Raw genomic sequence first — 16,259 nt, forward strand, 5'->3', positions numbered from 1 at the left:
CGGGAGACAGACCGGCTGCGCGGGAGACGGACCGGCTGTGCGGGGCCACGACGGCCCGGGCCCCTCAGTTCACCCCGCGCGGCCGGAACTGGACGCTGATCCTGGCGCCCACCGCCCGGCTGGTCTTGGGCACGGCGTGTTCCCACGTCCGCTGGCAGGAGCCGCCCATGACGACGAGGTCGCCGTGGCCGAGGGTTTTGCGGACCGTGGGGCCGTGGCCGGTCCTGGGCCGGAGCGCGAGGTCGCGCGGGGTGCCGACGGAGAGGATGGCGACCATCGTGTCCTCGCGGGCCCCCCGGCCGATGCGGTCGCCGTGCCAGGCGACGCTGTCGTGGCCGTCGCGGTAGTAGCAGAGCCCGGCCGTCACGAAGAGCTCGCCGAGTTCGTTCGCGTAGTGCGTGCCGAGCGCGTCGCGGGCCTCGGCCAGGACGGGGTGGGGCAGCGTCTCGCCCTCGCGGTAGTACGCGAGCAGCCGGGGCACGTCGACCTCGCGCTCGTACATCCGCCGCCGCTCCGCGCGCCAGGGGACACCGTCCGCCAGTTCCCGGAACAGCGCGTCGGCGCCGCTCAGCCAGCCGGGCAGGACGTCGAGCCAGGCGCCCTGGCCGAGCACCGTGCGGCGGACGTCCGTCAGCGGGCCGAGGCGGACCTCGTCGGTCTGGTCGAAGAGCGAAGCCTGGAGATGGACTGACGGCATGCCTCTAGAGTACCCGGGAAACCGAACAAGTGAGCTATTCGCTCGCTCGGACGGCGCGCCACGGAGCGCGGCCGCGCATCCGGGCGTTCAGGCGGACATGGAGCGTGCGCATGCCTCCGGGCCCAGATCACCGCGCGTGTGTGCGCCGGCGGCTTCAGACCGCAGTGGTGCGCCGGTCCGACAGCTCGTCCGTCGCCGAGCCGGTCCGGTCCGTCCGCTGCCACCGGAGGCGGTTGCCCATGAGGGCCGTGACCACCGACTGGACGACCACCAGGTACATCAGCTGGCGGTAGACGAAGATCTGGAGCGGCAGGCTCCACAGGGGCTCGAACCGCTCGCGGTCCAGCCTCAGCGCGTACACCGCGCCGAGCACCTGAACCGCGGTGAACGCGAGCCAGATCGCCGCCGCCCGCCCGGCTCCCTGGAACAGCAGACCGTACAGCGCGAGCACGTCCACGAGCGGGGCGAGCAGGGGCAGGACCGTCTGGAAGAGCAGGAGGTACAGGAGGCCGCGGCGCCCCAGCTTTCCGGCGGCTCCGCGCCCCACCACGGCACCGCGGTGCTTCCACATGGCCTGGAGAGTGCCGTAGCACCAGCGGTAACGCTGCTTCCAGAGCTGGCGGACCGTCGCCGGGGCCTCCGTCCAGGCAACGGCGGACTCCTCGTAGACGACCCGCCAGCCCGCCCGGCAGAGGGCCATGGTGAGGTCGGTGTCCTCCGCGAGGGTGTCGTCGCTGACGCCCCCCACACCCAGCAGCGCCTCACGGCGGAACGCACCGATGGCCCCGGGAACGGTCGGCATGCACTCCAGGACGTCGAACATACGGCGGTCGAGGTTGAAGCCGATGACGTATTCGAGGTGCTGCCAGCGGCCGAGGACACCCTGCCGGTTACCGACCTTGGTGTTGCCGCTCACGGCGCCCACTCGCGGGTCCGCGAGCGGCTGGATCAGGTTGCCGACCGCGTCGGGCTCGAAGACGGTGTCGCCGTCGATCATCACGATGATGTCGAAGTGGGCCCAGGCCAGCCCCGCGTTGAGGGCGGCGGCCTTGCCCGCGTTCGGCTGGCGGATCACCATCACACGGCGGTCCTCGATGGAGTCGGCGATCCGGAAGGTCCGGTCGGTCGAGCCGTCGTCGACGACGACGATCTGGACGGCCTCGTGCGAGGAGGCGAGCAGCGAACGCACGGTCGCCTCGATGCCCGCCTCCTCGTTGTACGCCGGGACGATCACCGAGACCGGGTCGGTGACGGGGGGCACCACGGGTCCGCCGCGACGGCGGGACCGGCGCGGACGCCCGGCGCGGACGCGGCGCTTCACATGGACCCTCGCCACGGTGAAGAGCATCACGAGGCGAGCGGCGGTGATCACGCCGGCGACGACCAGAAGCCAGGTCATGACGTCGGCGAAGGCCCGGGACCCCTGCTGGGCGCGGACCACCGCGACCCCTCTCCACTCCGCCGCGGTGGACACGCCGTAGGTGGTGCCCGACAGCCCGAGGCCGCGGCCGACGGTGGTGAACCGGACGTCGTCGCCGCCGGCGGCCAGCAGCCGCTCGGTCTCCCCGACGGCCGCCGGCGAGCCCGTGAGCCTGCGTACCGCCCCCTGGCCGGAGGTCCGCCCCGGGGGATCGGCGGTGATCACGACATAGCCGTCGTCGAGGGCGCGGTACGCCGCCGCGCCCATGGCTCCGCAGAGCGTGGCGGGTCCGGCGGTGTGCGGCAGCCGCAGGAGATGGGTACCGATGCCCGCGGTCCCGGCGAGGACGTTCTGTGTGAGGGCGAGTTCGAGCCGGGTGCGGGGCCCGGAAAGACCGGCGAGACTGGCGTCCGTATAGGTGTGCGATCCGATCTCGTGACCGTCGCCCTTGATCCTGCGCACCAGCTCGGGATGGGCGGCGGCCTGGGTGCCGGTGAGAAAGAACGTCGCCTTCGCGCCGGCCCGCCCGAGCACGTCGAGCAGCGCCGGAGTCCAGGCGGGGTCGGGGCCGCCGTCGTAGGTGAGCGCGACGGTGCCGGCGGGCATCCGGGCCGCGACCACACCGCTGGACGCCGGATCCTTCCTCAGCACCGGCCCGCCCGAGAACGCGGTGTCCGCCGTGGCCGCGCACGGGCCCGAAGGGGCGGCGGTCGGGGCTATCTCGTGCCGCCCGTAGCCGCTGAAGACCAGAGCCGTGGCCAGCACCGCCAGGGTGAGAGTCAGCAGTACCCAGTGGGCGCGCGGGTCGCGGCGCGCAGCGTGCCGGGTCACTTCGGCCCCTTGCCTTCCGCGTCCGGACCGCGCCGGGGAGCATTGCCCGAGTTGCCGGGCGCACCCGTCGCGTCGCTCGACCCGGAAGACTCCGAGGTGGCGGCCGGCGATTCCGGCGTGCCGCCGCCCGGGCCCGCGGGGACGGGAGTCGGGGCGATCGGACCGGAGGCCCCGGGCGACGGCTCCGCGGCGGGCTCGCGCTCCACCCCACCGGCCCCGGCGGACTCCTCCTCGGCCGGCTCCCGCGACGGGGACGGCTCACCTGCCGCAGGCTCCCGGTCCTGGCGGCTCTGGCTCCACGGGAGCGGCCCTCCGGCCGGGCCGGCGCCGAAGGCACCGAACGCCACGACGGCGAGGAAACAGACACACAGGGCGCCCAGGGCGACCGATACGAACGTCATGAGCCGACGTCGACGCCCGGAGGCGTCGACGAACACTGCGTTCCGCTGGCGAGTCACAGCCGCGCATTGTAAACAACGTGATGTCGGCCGCGACAGCCTCCTCACAAATGGGACTTTTCCCTAAGAGAGACCCCATAGAAGGCCCGTCCATCGCAGGAATTCGGCCACCCACCGGGCGAAGCCCCCACCCTGCCCACCCCCGGGTCACCCGGAACGTCCCGGCTCGCGCCCCGCCCTCACCCCCAAGGGCTGTCCCGTCATCACCGGTGGATCAGCGCGCGGCGTCGGATGCGGTGCATCGCAAGGCGGAGGGCCGTCCTCATACTGGGCGTAACACGTGGGCGCATTCGGGCGATCCGGCCATCGCAGCGAGGTGCCGCAGCCGTCGTCGTGCGCCCGCTGGGGATTACGGGACAGCCCTCAGGGTGTCCCAAAACACGGAGCGCGTCCCTCGGCGGGCCCGTAAGCTCGCGTCATGCAGGTGATCCAGTCGACCAAGCTCGCCAACGTCTGTTACGAGATCCGCGGCCCGGTGCTCGAGGAGGCGATGCGACTGGAGGCCGCCGGGCACCGCATCCTCAAGCTGAACACGGGAAACCCCGCCGCCTTCGGGTTCGAGTGCCCGCCGGCGATCCTCGAGGACGTACTGCGGAACGTGGGGGGCGCCCACGGCTACGGCGACGCGAAGGGCCTCCTCAGCGCGCGCCGCGCGATCATGAGCCACTACGAGACCAAGGGCATCCCGCTCTCCGTCGAGGACATCTACCTCGGCAACGGCGTCTCCGAGCTGATCCAGATGGCGATGCAGGCCCTGCTCGACGACGGCGACGAGGTCCTGGTCCCGGCGCCGGACTATCCGCTCTGGACGGCCGCCGTGTCGCTCTCCGGCGGGACGGCCGTGCACTACCGGTGCGACGAGCAGTCCGACTGGATGCCGGACCTCGCGGACATCGAGCGGAAGATCACCGACCGCACCAAGGCGATCGTGATCATCAATCCGAACAACCCCACCGGCGCCGTCTACGACGACGAGATGCTGCGCCGGCTCGCGGACATCGCCCGCCGGCACAAGCTGGTGGTGTGCTCGGACGAGATCTACGACAAGATCCTCTACGACGGCGCCACGCACACCCCGACGGCCGCGATCGCCCCGGACCTGCTGGTCCTCACCTTCAACGGCATGTCGAAGAACTACCGGGTCGCGGGCTACCGCAGTGGCTGGCTCGCGGTCTGCGGCCCCAAGGCGCACGCCGCCTCGTACATCGAGGGCCTGACGATCCTGGCGAACATGCGCCTGTGCGCCAACATGCCCGCCCAGCACGCGGTGGCCGCCGCCCTCCAGGGACGGCAGTCGATCGAGGACCTGGTACTGCCGGGCGGACGACTGCTGGAGCAGCGCGACGCGGCGCACGACCTCCTGACCCAGATCCCGGGCGTGACGTGCGTGAAGCCCAAGGGCGCGCTCTACCTCTTCCCCCGGCTCGACCCGCAGGTCTACAAGATCAAGGACGACCGGCAGATGGTGCTGGACCTGCTGCGAGCCGAGAAGATCATGGTCGTCCACGGGACGGGCTTCAACTGGCACGAGCCGGACCATTTCCGGATCGTCACCCTGCCGAACGCGACGGACCTGGCGGACGCGGTCACCCGGATCGGGAACTTCCTGGACGGCTACAGCCAGCCCTGACGCGGGGGGCCTCCGGAGCGTGAGCGGGCCCGGACCCCCAGCTTTAGGACGCCACTCAACTTTAGACGCAATCTAAGCTAGGATGGCTCCAGAGCTACCGCAGGAGGCCGTCCCATGTACGAACCGATCCACTCGAAGTCGGTGCACTCGACGGCCGGCGAGTCCGACTTCCCCCACCGCACCCGTGAGGAGGAGCTGGACATCCAGCTCGCGGGGCATCTCGCCGCTCTCCTCGCCGTCACCGACGAACTCGGCCTCGGCGCCGAGGCCGAGCGCATCGCCGAGCAGATCGCCCGGCTGCGCGGGACGCCGCCCGTGCGCCATGCCGGACTCACCGGCGCCGACCCGGCCGCCCTGCACCGCCGCGCCCTGGCCCTCGCCGGGCGCGCCCTGGTGGTCGCCGCGTCGCGCGCCGACACCGCCGCCGCGATCCTCGCAGCCGAGCGGATGGACGCGCACACCGCCGCCCTGCGCGACACGCGGTTGGTCGGCGCCCCCTGACGGCCCCGGTCCGCGTGCCACGAGACGCGCGGACCGGGCGCCATACGGAGTCCCGGCGCTTCGCCCGCTGCCGTCGCCCCGGCGCATCAGGCGTCGACAAGCTCCTTCGAGCCCAGCTTGCGCTGGGCGAACTCGAGGTTGCGCATCACACGGTCACGATGTTCGGAGGGCAGCTTGCCCCCCTCGAGGAGCCGCTCGCAGCAGCTCCTCGACTCCTCGTACTCCCCCATCCAGTATGCGGAGACGGCGAGTTCGTCAAGTGCCCGCCACTCGTACCAGGCGTGCTCGACGAAGAGGATGTCCTTCGAGTACGGGATCCGCGCCGCCTGCCGCGCGAACAGGTGGGCCAGCGGCCAGCGCGGGCCGCTCTGGCGGCACAGGCGCGCGAGCTCGCCCAGGGCCTCGGCCCGGGTGGGCCGGCATTCGTGCGCGCGGAGGAGCCGGTCGATCAGCTCGGCCTGCGGCCGCCCGAGCCGTGCCGCGAGCCGTGCGGCGTAGAGGTGGGAGCAGAACACCTCTTCGGGCCAGCCGCCCATGGCCGCGCGGCGGTCGTAGGCCTCGAGCGACTTCTCCGGTTCTCCGGCGTCACGCCAGCTCTGGGCCAGGTAGAAGACGTAGCGGGTGTTGTCGGGTTCCTTGAGGAGGCCCTGCTGAAGGGTCTCGGCATCACGCAGGTACTTGTTGCGCTGCCCCTCTCCCTTCATGCGGGCACCGCCGCCGAGCGAGAGGATGTTGAAGCCGTCGATCATCCCGATGCTGTGCCGTCTGCCGCACTCGATGTACTCGTGGAGCACGCCGACGTACCGCCAGGGCAGCCGGGTCGAGACCATGGCCTGACGGTAGTGCTTCATGCTCACGGTGTGCAGGGCGATCCGGTAGGCGTCATGGGTCAGCTGCGGCATCCGGAAGCCGGGCCGGATCTCCATCACGTCGTCGGCGTCGATGAACAACAGGTAGTCGGCCTTGTCACGGGCCAGTTCGATCGCCTCGGTGCGGCTCCCGTCGTATCCCTTCCAGGGACTTTCGTGCAGTTCGCCGGGCAGGTCCCGGTAGACCTCGCGGATGACGTCCTGGGTCCCGTCGGTCGAGCCGGTGTCCAGGATCACCCATGTGTCGATCAAAGGGCGCACGGATTCGAGGCAGCGCTCGATGACGTGGGCCTCGTTCTTGACAATCATGTTCAGGCAGACCGTTTGCTTCACTGGTCCCATTCACCTCAGCGATGTAGACGACCGAACAGGGGAACTCCCGCGCGGGGTGCGGATGTCGCCGCGACCCGTGGGAGGGTAGGGAGATCAGGTCTTGGCCGTGGGCCTGCGCTCGAGAAGTGTCACGGTCAGTCCACTGAGGTACACGGAATCCTCGATGGCGTAGTGCATGCGCAGGGGCACGGCCTGGATCACGGGGACCGAAGCCAGCGGGTCCTCCGGTCTTCCGGCGACCACCACCCAGATCCGCTTCTCGCCCCTGAGGCATGCGGACGGCCTCGCACAGGACTTCGGATAGAGCTCGTGGTTCTCGGCCGCCGTCTTCTCGACGAAGACCTCGCGCAGCTTCAGATCGCGCGGAAGGTAGTAGCGGACCCCCTCGTCGAGCATCCATGGTCCGCCTTTGACCAGGATCATCGCGTCCCCGGGCCGGTGGTGCTTCTCGATGGTCCGGGCGGCTCCCGCGTAGTCGGCGCTGTGCGGGACGTCGTGCTGGTAAGCCTCTCTCATCCTGCGCTGGTCGGGCAGCACGAGCAGGGCGAGCACGCCCAGGCCCACGGTGACCGGCAGCCAGGAGCGCGTCGCCGCCGCGATTCCGGCGCCGGCGAGCACTGCCCAGGCCGACACGGTGAACATGGCGTACTGGTAACGGAAGTAGGAGGTCTCCCCGTGCGAGGCCATCCACAGCACGAGCGGGGGCAGCACGGCCATCGAGGCGCACAGCAGCAGGCCTTCCCCGCGTTCCTTCCACGCCATGGCGGCGAGTGCGATCACCACTCCGGCGCACAGGGCGGAGGCGAACAGCTGGGGCCAGATCTCGACGAGACCCCATACGTCTGGCTCGGCGACCCAGAAGAGCTGCCGTTGCGCCTGCGAGCCGCCCAGTACGAACAGCGGGGCGACACAGGCCGTGCCGGCCAGAGCCGCAGCACAGAAGGACCAGAAGACACGGGAGCCTTCGCGGCGGGCGCGGCGGGCGACCACGATCAGGTGCGCCGTCAGGCCGCTCAGCGCGACCAGGTGCAGCAAGCCGGTAAAGGCCACGCAAACGGCGTACGCGGCCCAGCGTCCCCAGCTCCGCGGCCTGTCCATCGCCCGGATCAGCAGGTACGTGGCCAACGTTGCCACCATGACCACCAGCGCGTAACTGCGGGCCTCCTGGCCGAACCGGCTCACGACGGGGATGAGCGCGAACAGCAGTCCGCCGCACAGCCCGGCACGCCGGCTGAAGAGCCGGTTCCCGATCAGGGCCACGAAGGCCGCCGCCGCGCTCATGGCCAGCGCCGAGGGCATACGCAGGGCGGTGTGTGAGTCCCCGAAGACGGCCATCCACCCGTGCATCAGGAGGTAGTAGGTGGAGTGCACCGCGTCGACGTGGTGCAGCAGACCCAGGAGCTGGTCCAGGCTGCGCCGGCCAACGTTCCGGGTGACCAGTTCGTCGGTGCCCAGCTGTGGGAAGCCGATCGAGTGCATCGCGAGGGCCAGGGTGGCCAGCGACGGCCACAACCACAGACCGTCCGGTCTCCTGAACCTTCGTCGCCCGGCTTCTTCGGGGCGGACTTCTTCGTCGTGCTCGCGAGGACGGGTAAGAGTCGTCACGGCACAGTCTTAGCTCCGCCGTGATCGCCCCGGAGTCCGCCACGGACGGTCGAAGCCGTCATTCGCCTGATCGGTCCCGGGCAGGACGTTTATCAACCGAACCTTTCAGCCGATCACCCTCCGAGCGCAGCCCGTTCATACGCACTCACACCTTGCCGCTTTTCGACTTCTCTCCCGTCAGGCCTCTGAGGAGCCGGGCCCGCTGCCCCGGCAGGGCAGATCACGTCCGCTGGAGTGGTGCATCGACGGCCACTCGATGATCTCCTGGTCCCGGTGTGGCCAGAGGTCCGTCAGCTGTGCGGGGCTCGCGGCAGTCGCCCTGCCCGCCTGACTGTCCGTCATTCAAGCGGAAGTGCGTGCGGACCGATCGCGGCCGTGAACAGCGGTTTCCGCCAAGGTCCCGCAGCACCACATGAGGGGACATGACCGGGACTGGGGCTGTCCGAGGCCCTCAGGACGCCGGCAAGCTCCGGGGGCCTTGCTCCGAGCCAAGCCCTGTGTGCCGGGAATCCTTCACACAGCGGAACGCCTGCAGGCTCGCCGCCGGCAAAGAGATCATCCGTGCGTTCATGCTGGTGAGCTCTCAGCCCCGGGACGGAGCACCGCGGGCAGGGCTGCGCATCGTGCCAACGGACTGTTCTTGCTGGGCCAATGTGTTGATCTCGCCGTGTGTCACCCAAGGTCACGGCCGGGTTGAGCGAAGTATGCGTCGGGGAGGTCATCTGGGCTTCCCGATGCAATCACCCCATCGGTTCCACAAGGAGCAATTCATGAGTCCTGAGCACAGGACCCCTTCCGGCCTTGGCCCGCTTCCGCAGCGGGGCGGATTGGTCGCCCGTAGCGCGATGACATCGCTGGCTCTCCTGATGCTGGGCTTCGCCGTTCCTGCGGTGGCAGTCGGCCAGACGCCCGCGGCCCCGGCGGGCCCGGCGGCGGCAGACACCTGCTACGAGGTCCACAGCGACCCCAGCGGTACCAGCGTCACCACGCTGGCCGACGACTGCGACAGGGACAGGGACAGGGACAAGAAGAAGGTCGGTCCGACCGGGCCCACGGGGGACACCGGAGCCACGGGGGACACCGGAGCCACCGGAGACACGGGAGCCACAGGGGACACCGGAGACACGGGAGCCACCGGAGACACGGGAGCCACAGGGGACACCGGAGCCACAGGGGACACCGGAGCCACAGGGGACACCGGAGCCACCGGAGACACGGGAGCCGGCGCGTGCGTCGACATCGACTCGTACGCGACCAGCAACGCCAAGGAGTTCAGCGTCGCGCTCCTGCCCGACGGGTCGACGTGGGTCGGGCAGCGGCCGCACGACGGTGGCGTCGACCTCGACGGTGACGGCTTGATCTTCGAGCCCGTCGGGGACTACTCGTGGGAGGACCTGACCGACAACGAGGGCTACCCGGCGGACGAGATCCCGTGTGCCGTGTCCTTCACCGCACAGGGCAACACCGCCTACGCGAAGGTCCTCACCCTCGAGGGCAACGTGTGGGAGACCCAGGGCGAGATCAACTCCGGTGCGGGACTCGCCCCCTTCAACTGGGAAGACGACTGGGACCTGATCGACGCCCAGCCGGGGACGATCCTGAACTTCCAGGCGGAGAAGGCCCTCGACAGGGCACCGAGCGCCCCGAAGAACGCCAAGAAGTAAGCGCTCTGCGCGCCGGTCCGCCGTCCGACGGCCGACCATGACCCTCCAGTGAAGCACCCTGCCGTGCCCGGGACCTCCCGGGCACGGCACATGTGCGTCTGCGGGCCGCGCCGCAGGGCGTGGCGGAGACGGAGAAAAGGCCGGGGCCCGCTCCGTACGCCGTTGTACGGTGCGGGCCCCGGTCTCAGCTCCGAGTGGGGGTTCAGCCCAGTCGGGCCACCAGTGCGCGGTACTCGTCCCACAACTCCTTCGGGGTGTGGTCACCGAAGGTGTTGAGGTGCTCGGGGACCAGCGCGGCCTCCTCGCGCCAGACGTCCGCGTCGACCTTGAGCAGGAAGTCCAGGTCCTCGTCGGCCAGCTCCAGGCCGTCGGTGTCCAGGGACTCCCGGGTGGGGAGGATGCCGATCGCGGTCTCGACGCCCTCGGCCCTGCCCTCCAGGCGCTCTACGATCCACTTCAGAACGCGGCTGTTCTCGCCGAAGCCCGGCCACACGAACTTGCCGGCGTCGTTCTTGCGGAACCAGTTCACGTAGTAGATCTTCGGGAGCCTGGACTGGTCGCCCCGCGCCGAGGCGGCCTGGCCGACCTTGATCCAGTGGGCCATGTAGTCGCCCATGTTGTACCCGCAGAAGGGCAGCATCGCGAACGGGTCGCGGCGCAGCTCGCCGACCTTGCCCTCGGCGGCGGCGGTCTTCTCGGAGGCGACGTTCGCACCCAGGAAGACACCGTGCTGCCAGTCGAAGGACTCCGTCACCAGCGGGACGGCGGAGGCGCGGCGGCCGCCGAAGAGGATCGCCGAGATCGGCACACCCCTCGGGTCCTCCCACTCCGGCGCGATGATCGGGCACTGCGCGGCCGGGACGGTGAAGCGGGCGTTCGGGTGCGCGGCCGGGACGCCGGACTCCGGCGTCCAGTCGTTGCCCTTCCAGTCGGTCAGATGGGCCGGAGTGTCCTCCGTCATGCCCTCCCACCAGATGTCGTTGTCGTCGGTGAGCGCGACGTTGGTGAAGACCGCGTTGCCCCACAGGGTCTTCATGGCGTTGGCGTTGGTGTGCTCGCCGGTGCCGGGCGCGACGCCGAAGAAACCGGCCTCGGGGTTGATCGCGTAGAGCCGGCCGTCCTCGCCGAACCGCATCCAGGCGATGTCGTCGCCGATGGTCTCCACCGTCCAGCCGGAGATCGTGGGCTCCAGCATGGCCAGGTTGGTCTTGCCGCAGGCCGACGGGAAGGCGGCGGCCACGTACTTCGACTCGCCCTGCGGCGGGGTCAGCTTGAGGATGAGCATGTGCTCGGCGAGCCAGCCCTCGTCGCGGGCCATGACGGACGCGATGCGCAGGGCGTAGCACTTCTTGCCGAGGAGGGCGTTGCCGCCGTAGCCGGAGCCGTAGGACCAGATCTCACGGGTCTCGGGGAAGTGCGAGATGTACTTCGTGGAGTTGCACGGCCACGGCACGTCCTCCTGGCCGGGCTCGAGCGGGGCGCCGAGGGTGTGGACGGCCTTCACGAAGAATCCGTCGGTGCCCAGCTCGTCCAGGACGGCCTGGCCCATCCGGGTCATGGTGCGCATGGCGACGGCGACGTAGGCGGAGTCGGTGATCTCGACGCCCAGCGCGGAGAGCGGCGAACCGAGGGGGCCCATGCAGAAGGGCACGACGTACATCGTCCGGCCCTTCATCGAGCCGCGGAAGACGCCCTTCTCACCGGTGAAGACGTCCCGCATCTCGGCGGGGGCCTTCCAGTGGTTGGTCGGGCCGGCGTCCTCCTCCTTCTCGGAGCAGATGAACGTCCGGTCCTCGACGCGCGCCACGTCCGTGGGGTCGGAGGCGGCGTAGTAGGAGTTCGGGCGCTTGATCGGGTCCAGCTTGCGGAACGTGCCCTTGGCGACCAGTTCCTCGGCCAGGCGGTCGTACTCGGCCTCGGAACCGTCGCACCAGACCACCCTGTCCGGCTGCGTCAGAGCTGCGATCTCGTCGACCCAGGCGATCAGTTCCTGGTGGTCGGTGGGTGCGTTGCCGGGAGCCGCGATGTCGCGCGCCACGATTGCTCCTAAAAGAGGGGTTTGAGGTTGTTGCCCCGTGGGGGCTGCGACCCGGATGCTTCGTAGCTGCTCATCCGGTGCCGACCGCACTCATCTGATCATCCGCGCCCGGTGCCCATATGTCCAGAGGACCTCTCACGTGAGCATTGCCACTCGGGGTCCGTCACCTACGGCCCCGTAGGTAGCATGCCGCCATGACTGCAGCTCCGCCCGACGTGCACGAGATCGATCCGCCGCCGGTGAAGCCGCGGTTGCGGGGCTGGCTGCACGCGGGGATGTTTCCCGCAGTGCTGATCGCGGGCATCGTGCTGACGGCACTCGCGGACTCGACCCGCGGCAGGATCGCCTGCGGCATCTACGTACTCACCGCCTGTCTTCTCTTCGGTGTGAGCGCGCTCTACCACCGGGGAACCTGGGGCCCCCGCGCGACGGCCGTCCTCCGCCGGCTCGACCACGCGAACATCTTCCTGATCATCGCCGGTACGTATACCCCGCTGACGCTGCTGCTCCTGCCGGACTCCACCGGGCGGGTGCTGTTGTGGGCGGTCTGGGCGGCAGCGGTTGCCGGAATCGCCTTCCGGGTGTTCTGGGTCGGCGCGCCTCGGTGGCTCTACACGCCCTGCTACATCGCGATGGGCTGGGCCGCGGTCTTCTTCCTGCCCGACTTCATGCGCAAGGGCGGCATCGCCGTCCTCGTGCTCGTGATCGTCGGCGGGCTGCTGTACAGCGTCGGCGGCGTCATCTACGGCATGAAGCGGCCGAATCCGTCGCCGCGCTGGTTCGGCTTCCACGAGGTCTTCCACTCCTTCACCCTGGCCGCCTTCGTCGTCCACTACGTGGGGATCTCCCTGGTCGCCTACCAGCACGCCTGAGCGGCCCGGAAGCGCTGAACGGTTCACGGCCGTGGTCGCGGCTCCGGCCGGTGGCCGGCAATGACGGCCACCGGCCCCTCCGCGCACCGTCCGCCCGCCGTGCCCCGGCCCCCGACGGGTCTGCGCGAGCGCGAGAAGCTCAGGACCCTTGCGGCGATGCTCAAGACCCGTGCGGCGATCCGGGGCGCCATGTACCTGCTGATCGCCGAGCAGGGCTACGAGGCGACCACCATGCGTCCCTGGCGTTGGCGTCCGCGGTCATCGCGGTGCGGTCGCCGTCGTACCAGCGCGGCACGACGTACACGGCCGCGGCGAGGGCGAGCGCGGCGGCCGCCGACCGGCGGCAAGGGTGAGCATCCGCCCCTCTCCGGGACGCCGCCACCGGCTCAGCACCGTGTGCCTGACGCTCGCTGCCCCGCCGGCCAGCACCAGCGCCAGGAACGGCAGCGCCTGGATGACGTACATCGCGGGCAGACAGCCCGACGGGCGCATGGCGACGGCGGCCAGGATCGCCACGGCGAGCGCGGGACCGGCGAGCGCCCGCGCGGTCACCGACCAGCGCGGTGTGAGGAGCAGCAGCGCGGCGCCGGCGAGCCCGCCCACCGGCAGCACCCGGTCGTAGTAGAGCCAGGAGAGGAATATGTGACCGTCGTACGCCTGTTTCGATGAATGACGCGTTTCGGGCAGGTCACCGAAAACGTACGTCGGCGGTCATCCTCGAGGCGCCAACTCCCGCCGCAGCGACTCCACTTCGGTGACCGGTGCGGCACAGACGAAATGCCGGCAGACATAGGCCGCCGGCTTCCCGTCGACCAGCGGGCGGTCCGCGAGCAGTGGGAACTCGTCACCGCCCGGCCCACCGGCGGCGACCACGGCACCCGGCGCCGTCCCCAGCAGCGCGGCCTTGTGCAGATTCCGCATCCCGGCGTCACCGGGCGCTCCGACGACCGCCACCTCCCGCGGACCGTCGAGCAGCGCCTCCGCGACGGCGAGCCCCCATCCGATGAACCGGGGGGCTCGCGGTCCGAGCGCCTTCACCATGCCCAACGCCCTCTCCGCCTCGACGCGGTGGGCCTCCGAGCCGGTGTGCGCGGCATAGGAGAGCAGTGCTCCGGCCGCGGCCGTCCAGCCGGAGGGAGAGGCGTTGTCCGTGGGGTCCTGGGGCCGCCGGATCAGCCGCTCGGCGTCGCGGGCCGTGTCGTACAACTGTCCCCCGGGGCCCGTGAACCGCTCCAGGACGCCGTCCAGCAGGAAGCCCGCGAACTCCAGCCACGCGCCCTCGCCGCTGACGGAGGCAAGAGCCAGGAAGCCCTCGGCGACATCGGCGTAGTCCTCCAGCACCCCGGCGTTGGCGCCCGCACGGCCGTCCCTGGAGGTACGGGCCAGCCGCGCGCCGTCGTCCATGTGGAGCCGGACGAGCAGATCGGCGGCCTCCGTGGCACGCTCGACGAGGTCCGGCCGGTCGAAGTAACCGCCCGCTTCCGCCAGTGCGGCGATCGCGAGACCGTTCCACGCGGCGACGATCTTGTCGTCGCGGCCCGGCCGCGGCCGCCGCTCACGCGCGGCCAGCAGCCGCTCCCGCACGGACGCGGCCCTCCCGGAGTCGGCGACAGCCGCGTCCTGAGGGAGCCGGAGCACAGAGGAGCCGTGCTCGAAGGTGCCCTCCTCGGTCACGCCGAAGTACCGCATGGCGAACTCCGCGTCGTCCTCGCCCAGCACGTCCCTCAGCCCACCGGGCGTCCAGACGTAGTAGGCGCCCTCGGCGTGCTCACCGGAACCGTCGGGAAGAGCGCTGTCGGCGTCGAGGGCGGAGGCGAAGCCGCCCTCCGGCGTCCTCAGTTCCCGCACCATGAAGTCGGCGGTCTCCAGGGCGACCCGGCGGGCCAGATCGCTGCCGGTGACCCGCCACAGATGGGCGTACACCCGGCAGAGCAGGGCGTTGTCGTAGAGCATCTTCTCGAAGTGGGGTACCAAAGGTCCACCTGCCCTCGGCGTGAGCACGTACCGGTGGAACCCGCCTCCCACCTGGTCGTACAGGCTCGAACGGGCCATCGCACCGCACAGCCCTTCCGCCATCTCCAGCGCCGCCACGGAACCGGCCCGCGCGTGGTGGCGCAACAGAAACTCGATCACCATCGACTGCGGGAATTTGGTGTCTCCCTTGAACCAGCCACTCGCGGGGTCAATGTCCCGAGTCAACTGGAGGAGCGCAAGGGCCTGGGTCTCCTCGGTGGGCATCCCGGCATCCCCGGTGCTCAGTTCCCGCCCGGCAAGGTCCCGAGTGATCTTCCCCGCGACTTCCCCCACCTCGTCCCGGCGGCTCGTCCAGGCGTTGCGCACGCCTTCGAGCACCTGGCGGAAGGACGGCATGCCGTGGCGAACCTCGGGCGGGAAGTAGGTGCCGAAGTAGAAGGGCTCCCCGTCCGGCGTCATGAACACGGACATGGGCCAGCCGCCCTGCCCAGTGGCGGCTTGCACAGCCTCCATGTAGACGGCGTCCACGTCGGGCCGCTCCTCACGGTCCACCTTGACGGACACGAAGTGATCGTTCATGTACGCAGCGGTGTCGTCGTGCTCGAAGGACTCGTGCGCCATGACGTGACACCAGTGGCAAGCGCTGTAGCCGACGCTCAGGAACACGGGGACGTCGCGCCGCCGGGCTTCTTCGAACGCGTCCATCTCCCAGGGCCACCAGTCAACGGGGTTGTCCGCGTGCTGGAGGAGGTACGGGGACGTGGCCTGCGCGAGTCGGTTGGGCATACCCCCATCCTTGCGCACCCGCCTCCGCCCCGCCCATGCGCCACGGGGCAGCACGCGAACGGGACGGAGGGGTGCCGGCTCAGTGCTCGCGCGGCCGGACCGGCTGACGAGTGGCGGCACTGCGCCACCACCACAGACCCCGGCAGGCGGGCAGGGAGAGCCCGAAGAACGCCCCGCACCGCGCGCACCACGGCAACCCGTTCTCCGGATCCGAGGGGCACTCGGCATCACACCGGGGGCACTTCGGCACGGGACCTACTCTCAGGCGATCACGTCGTACTCTCCGGCCTTCACAGCGGCCGTCAGGTCCGCCCACTGTGCCGCCGTCATCGTGACGATGGTGTCCGGCCGGTCACTGTCACGCAAGGCGACGATGCCGGGAACGTTGATCGCGACCTCAGGGCAGTTGTTCACGCGGGCGTCACGGCACGCGGCCGTCTTGACGAATTCGAACTCGGGCAGTGGAGCGGGCACGGGACCATTCCTCTCGCAGCACGTCGCGGGGAAACGGTCCCCGCGCCGCCTAGCTGACCGTCCCGGCCACCTGCCCTTTCGTAGCTCAGCGACCGGGACGGGGCCTG

Annotated in this window: 12 protein-coding genes and 1 pseudogene; 4 read left to right on the forward strand and 9 right to left on the reverse strand. The window is 70.4% G+C overall.

All coding sequences use genetic code 11. The features are described from left to right. Positions 1-64: 64 nt before the first annotated feature. From FEF34_RS13750 to FEF34_RS13760, 3 genes are all read right to left on the reverse strand, one after another. Positions 65-697, reverse strand: coding sequence for an alpha-ketoglutarate-dependent dioxygenase AlkB (locus tag FEF34_RS13750; protein ID WP_138053455.1), 633 nt, complete (start codon positions 695-697; stop codon positions 65-67). 154 nt (positions 698-851) lie between these two features. Further along, positions 852-2,948 (reverse strand): bifunctional polysaccharide deacetylase/glycosyltransferase family 2 protein, encoded by a 2,097-nt coding sequence (locus FEF34_RS13755; protein WP_234042390.1) that lies wholly within the window; start codon positions 2,946-2,948, stop codon positions 852-854. Beyond that, entirely contained in the window at positions 2,945-3,349 is a 405-nt protein-coding gene (locus FEF34_RS13760; RefSeq protein WP_138053457.1) for a hypothetical protein, read from the reverse strand. The genes FEF34_RS13755 and FEF34_RS13760 overlap by 4 nt, the downstream gene beginning before the upstream one ends. 475 nt (positions 3,350-3,824) lie before the next feature. Between FEF34_RS13760 and FEF34_RS13765 the strand changes: the two genes are divergently transcribed. Then, the gene (locus FEF34_RS13765) at positions 3,825-5,036 is read left to right on the forward strand and encodes a pyridoxal phosphate-dependent aminotransferase (RefSeq protein WP_138053458.1); all 1,212 of its coding nucleotides are present in this window, start codon (positions 3,825-3,827) and stop codon (positions 5,034-5,036) included. Positions 5,037-5,150: 114 nt separating this feature from the next. Continuing rightward, positions 5,151-5,537, forward strand: coding sequence for an SCO4983 family protein (locus tag FEF34_RS13770; RefSeq protein WP_138053459.1), 387 nt, complete (start codon positions 5,151-5,153; stop codon positions 5,535-5,537). An 86-nt stretch (positions 5,538-5,623) separates the two neighbouring features. Here FEF34_RS13770 and FEF34_RS13775 read toward each other — a convergent pair whose 3' ends face one another. Both FEF34_RS13775 and FEF34_RS13780 read right to left on the reverse strand, forming a co-directional pair. Beyond that, positions 5,624-6,715 carry a tetratricopeptide repeat-containing glycosyltransferase gene (locus tag FEF34_RS13775; RefSeq protein WP_138053460.1) on the reverse strand — a complete coding sequence of 364 codons (1,092 nt, stop codon included), beginning with the start codon at positions 6,713-6,715 and terminating at the stop codon, positions 5,624-5,626. A gap of 117 nt (positions 6,716-6,832) precedes the next feature. Further along, a complete protein-coding gene (locus FEF34_RS13780) occupies positions 6,833-8,251 on the reverse strand; it encodes a glycosyltransferase family 39 protein (RefSeq protein WP_138053461.1) in 1,419 nt (472 codons plus the stop codon). Between the two features lie 863 nt (positions 8,252-9,114). Between FEF34_RS13780 and FEF34_RS42025 the strand changes: the two genes are divergently transcribed. Beyond that, positions 9,115-10,008 carry a collagen-like triple helix repeat-containing protein gene (locus FEF34_RS42025; RefSeq protein ID WP_199800666.1) on the forward strand — a complete coding sequence of 298 codons (894 nt, stop codon included), beginning with the start codon at positions 9,115-9,117 and terminating at the stop codon, positions 10,006-10,008. A 202-nt stretch (positions 10,009-10,210) separates the two neighbouring features. Here FEF34_RS42025 and FEF34_RS13790 read toward each other — a convergent pair whose 3' ends face one another. Beyond that, positions 10,211-12,046 carry a phosphoenolpyruvate carboxykinase (GTP) gene (locus FEF34_RS13790; RefSeq protein WP_138053462.1) on the reverse strand — a complete coding sequence of 612 codons (1,836 nt, stop codon included), beginning with the start codon at positions 12,044-12,046 and terminating at the stop codon, positions 10,211-10,213. Between the two features lie 194 nt (positions 12,047-12,240). On the opposite strand from FEF34_RS13790, the gene trhA reads away from it, so the two are divergent. After that, positions 12,241-12,918, forward strand: a complete 678-nt coding sequence (gene trhA, locus FEF34_RS13795; RefSeq protein ID WP_138053463.1) for a PAQR family membrane homeostasis protein TrhA — start codon at positions 12,241-12,243, stop codon at positions 12,916-12,918. A gap of 241 nt (positions 12,919-13,159) precedes the next feature. On the opposite strand, the pseudogene FEF34_RS13800 reads toward trhA, so the two are convergent. The 3 genes and pseudogenes from FEF34_RS13800 to FEF34_RS13810 all read right to left on the reverse strand — a co-directional run. Next, a pseudogene (locus FEF34_RS13800) lies at positions 13,160-13,560 on the reverse strand (glycosyltransferase); the annotation flags it as partial. A 69-nt stretch (positions 13,561-13,629) separates the two neighbouring features. Continuing rightward, complete coding sequence (locus FEF34_RS13805; protein WP_171052946.1) at positions 13,630-15,678, reverse strand: thioredoxin domain-containing protein; 2,049 nt, start codon at positions 15,676-15,678, stop codon at positions 13,630-13,632. A 261-nt stretch (positions 15,679-15,939) separates the two neighbouring features. Continuing rightward, positions 15,940-16,152 (reverse strand): DUF397 domain-containing protein, encoded by a 213-nt coding sequence (locus FEF34_RS13810; RefSeq protein ID WP_138053465.1) that lies wholly within the window; start codon positions 16,150-16,152, stop codon positions 15,940-15,942. Positions 16,153-16,259 lie beyond the last annotated feature (107 nt).

Origin of the sequence: Streptomyces marianii, from assembly GCF_005795905.1 — a bacterium.
Taxonomy (GTDB): Bacteria; Actinomycetota; Actinomycetes; order Streptomycetales; family Streptomycetaceae; genus Streptomyces; species Streptomyces marianii.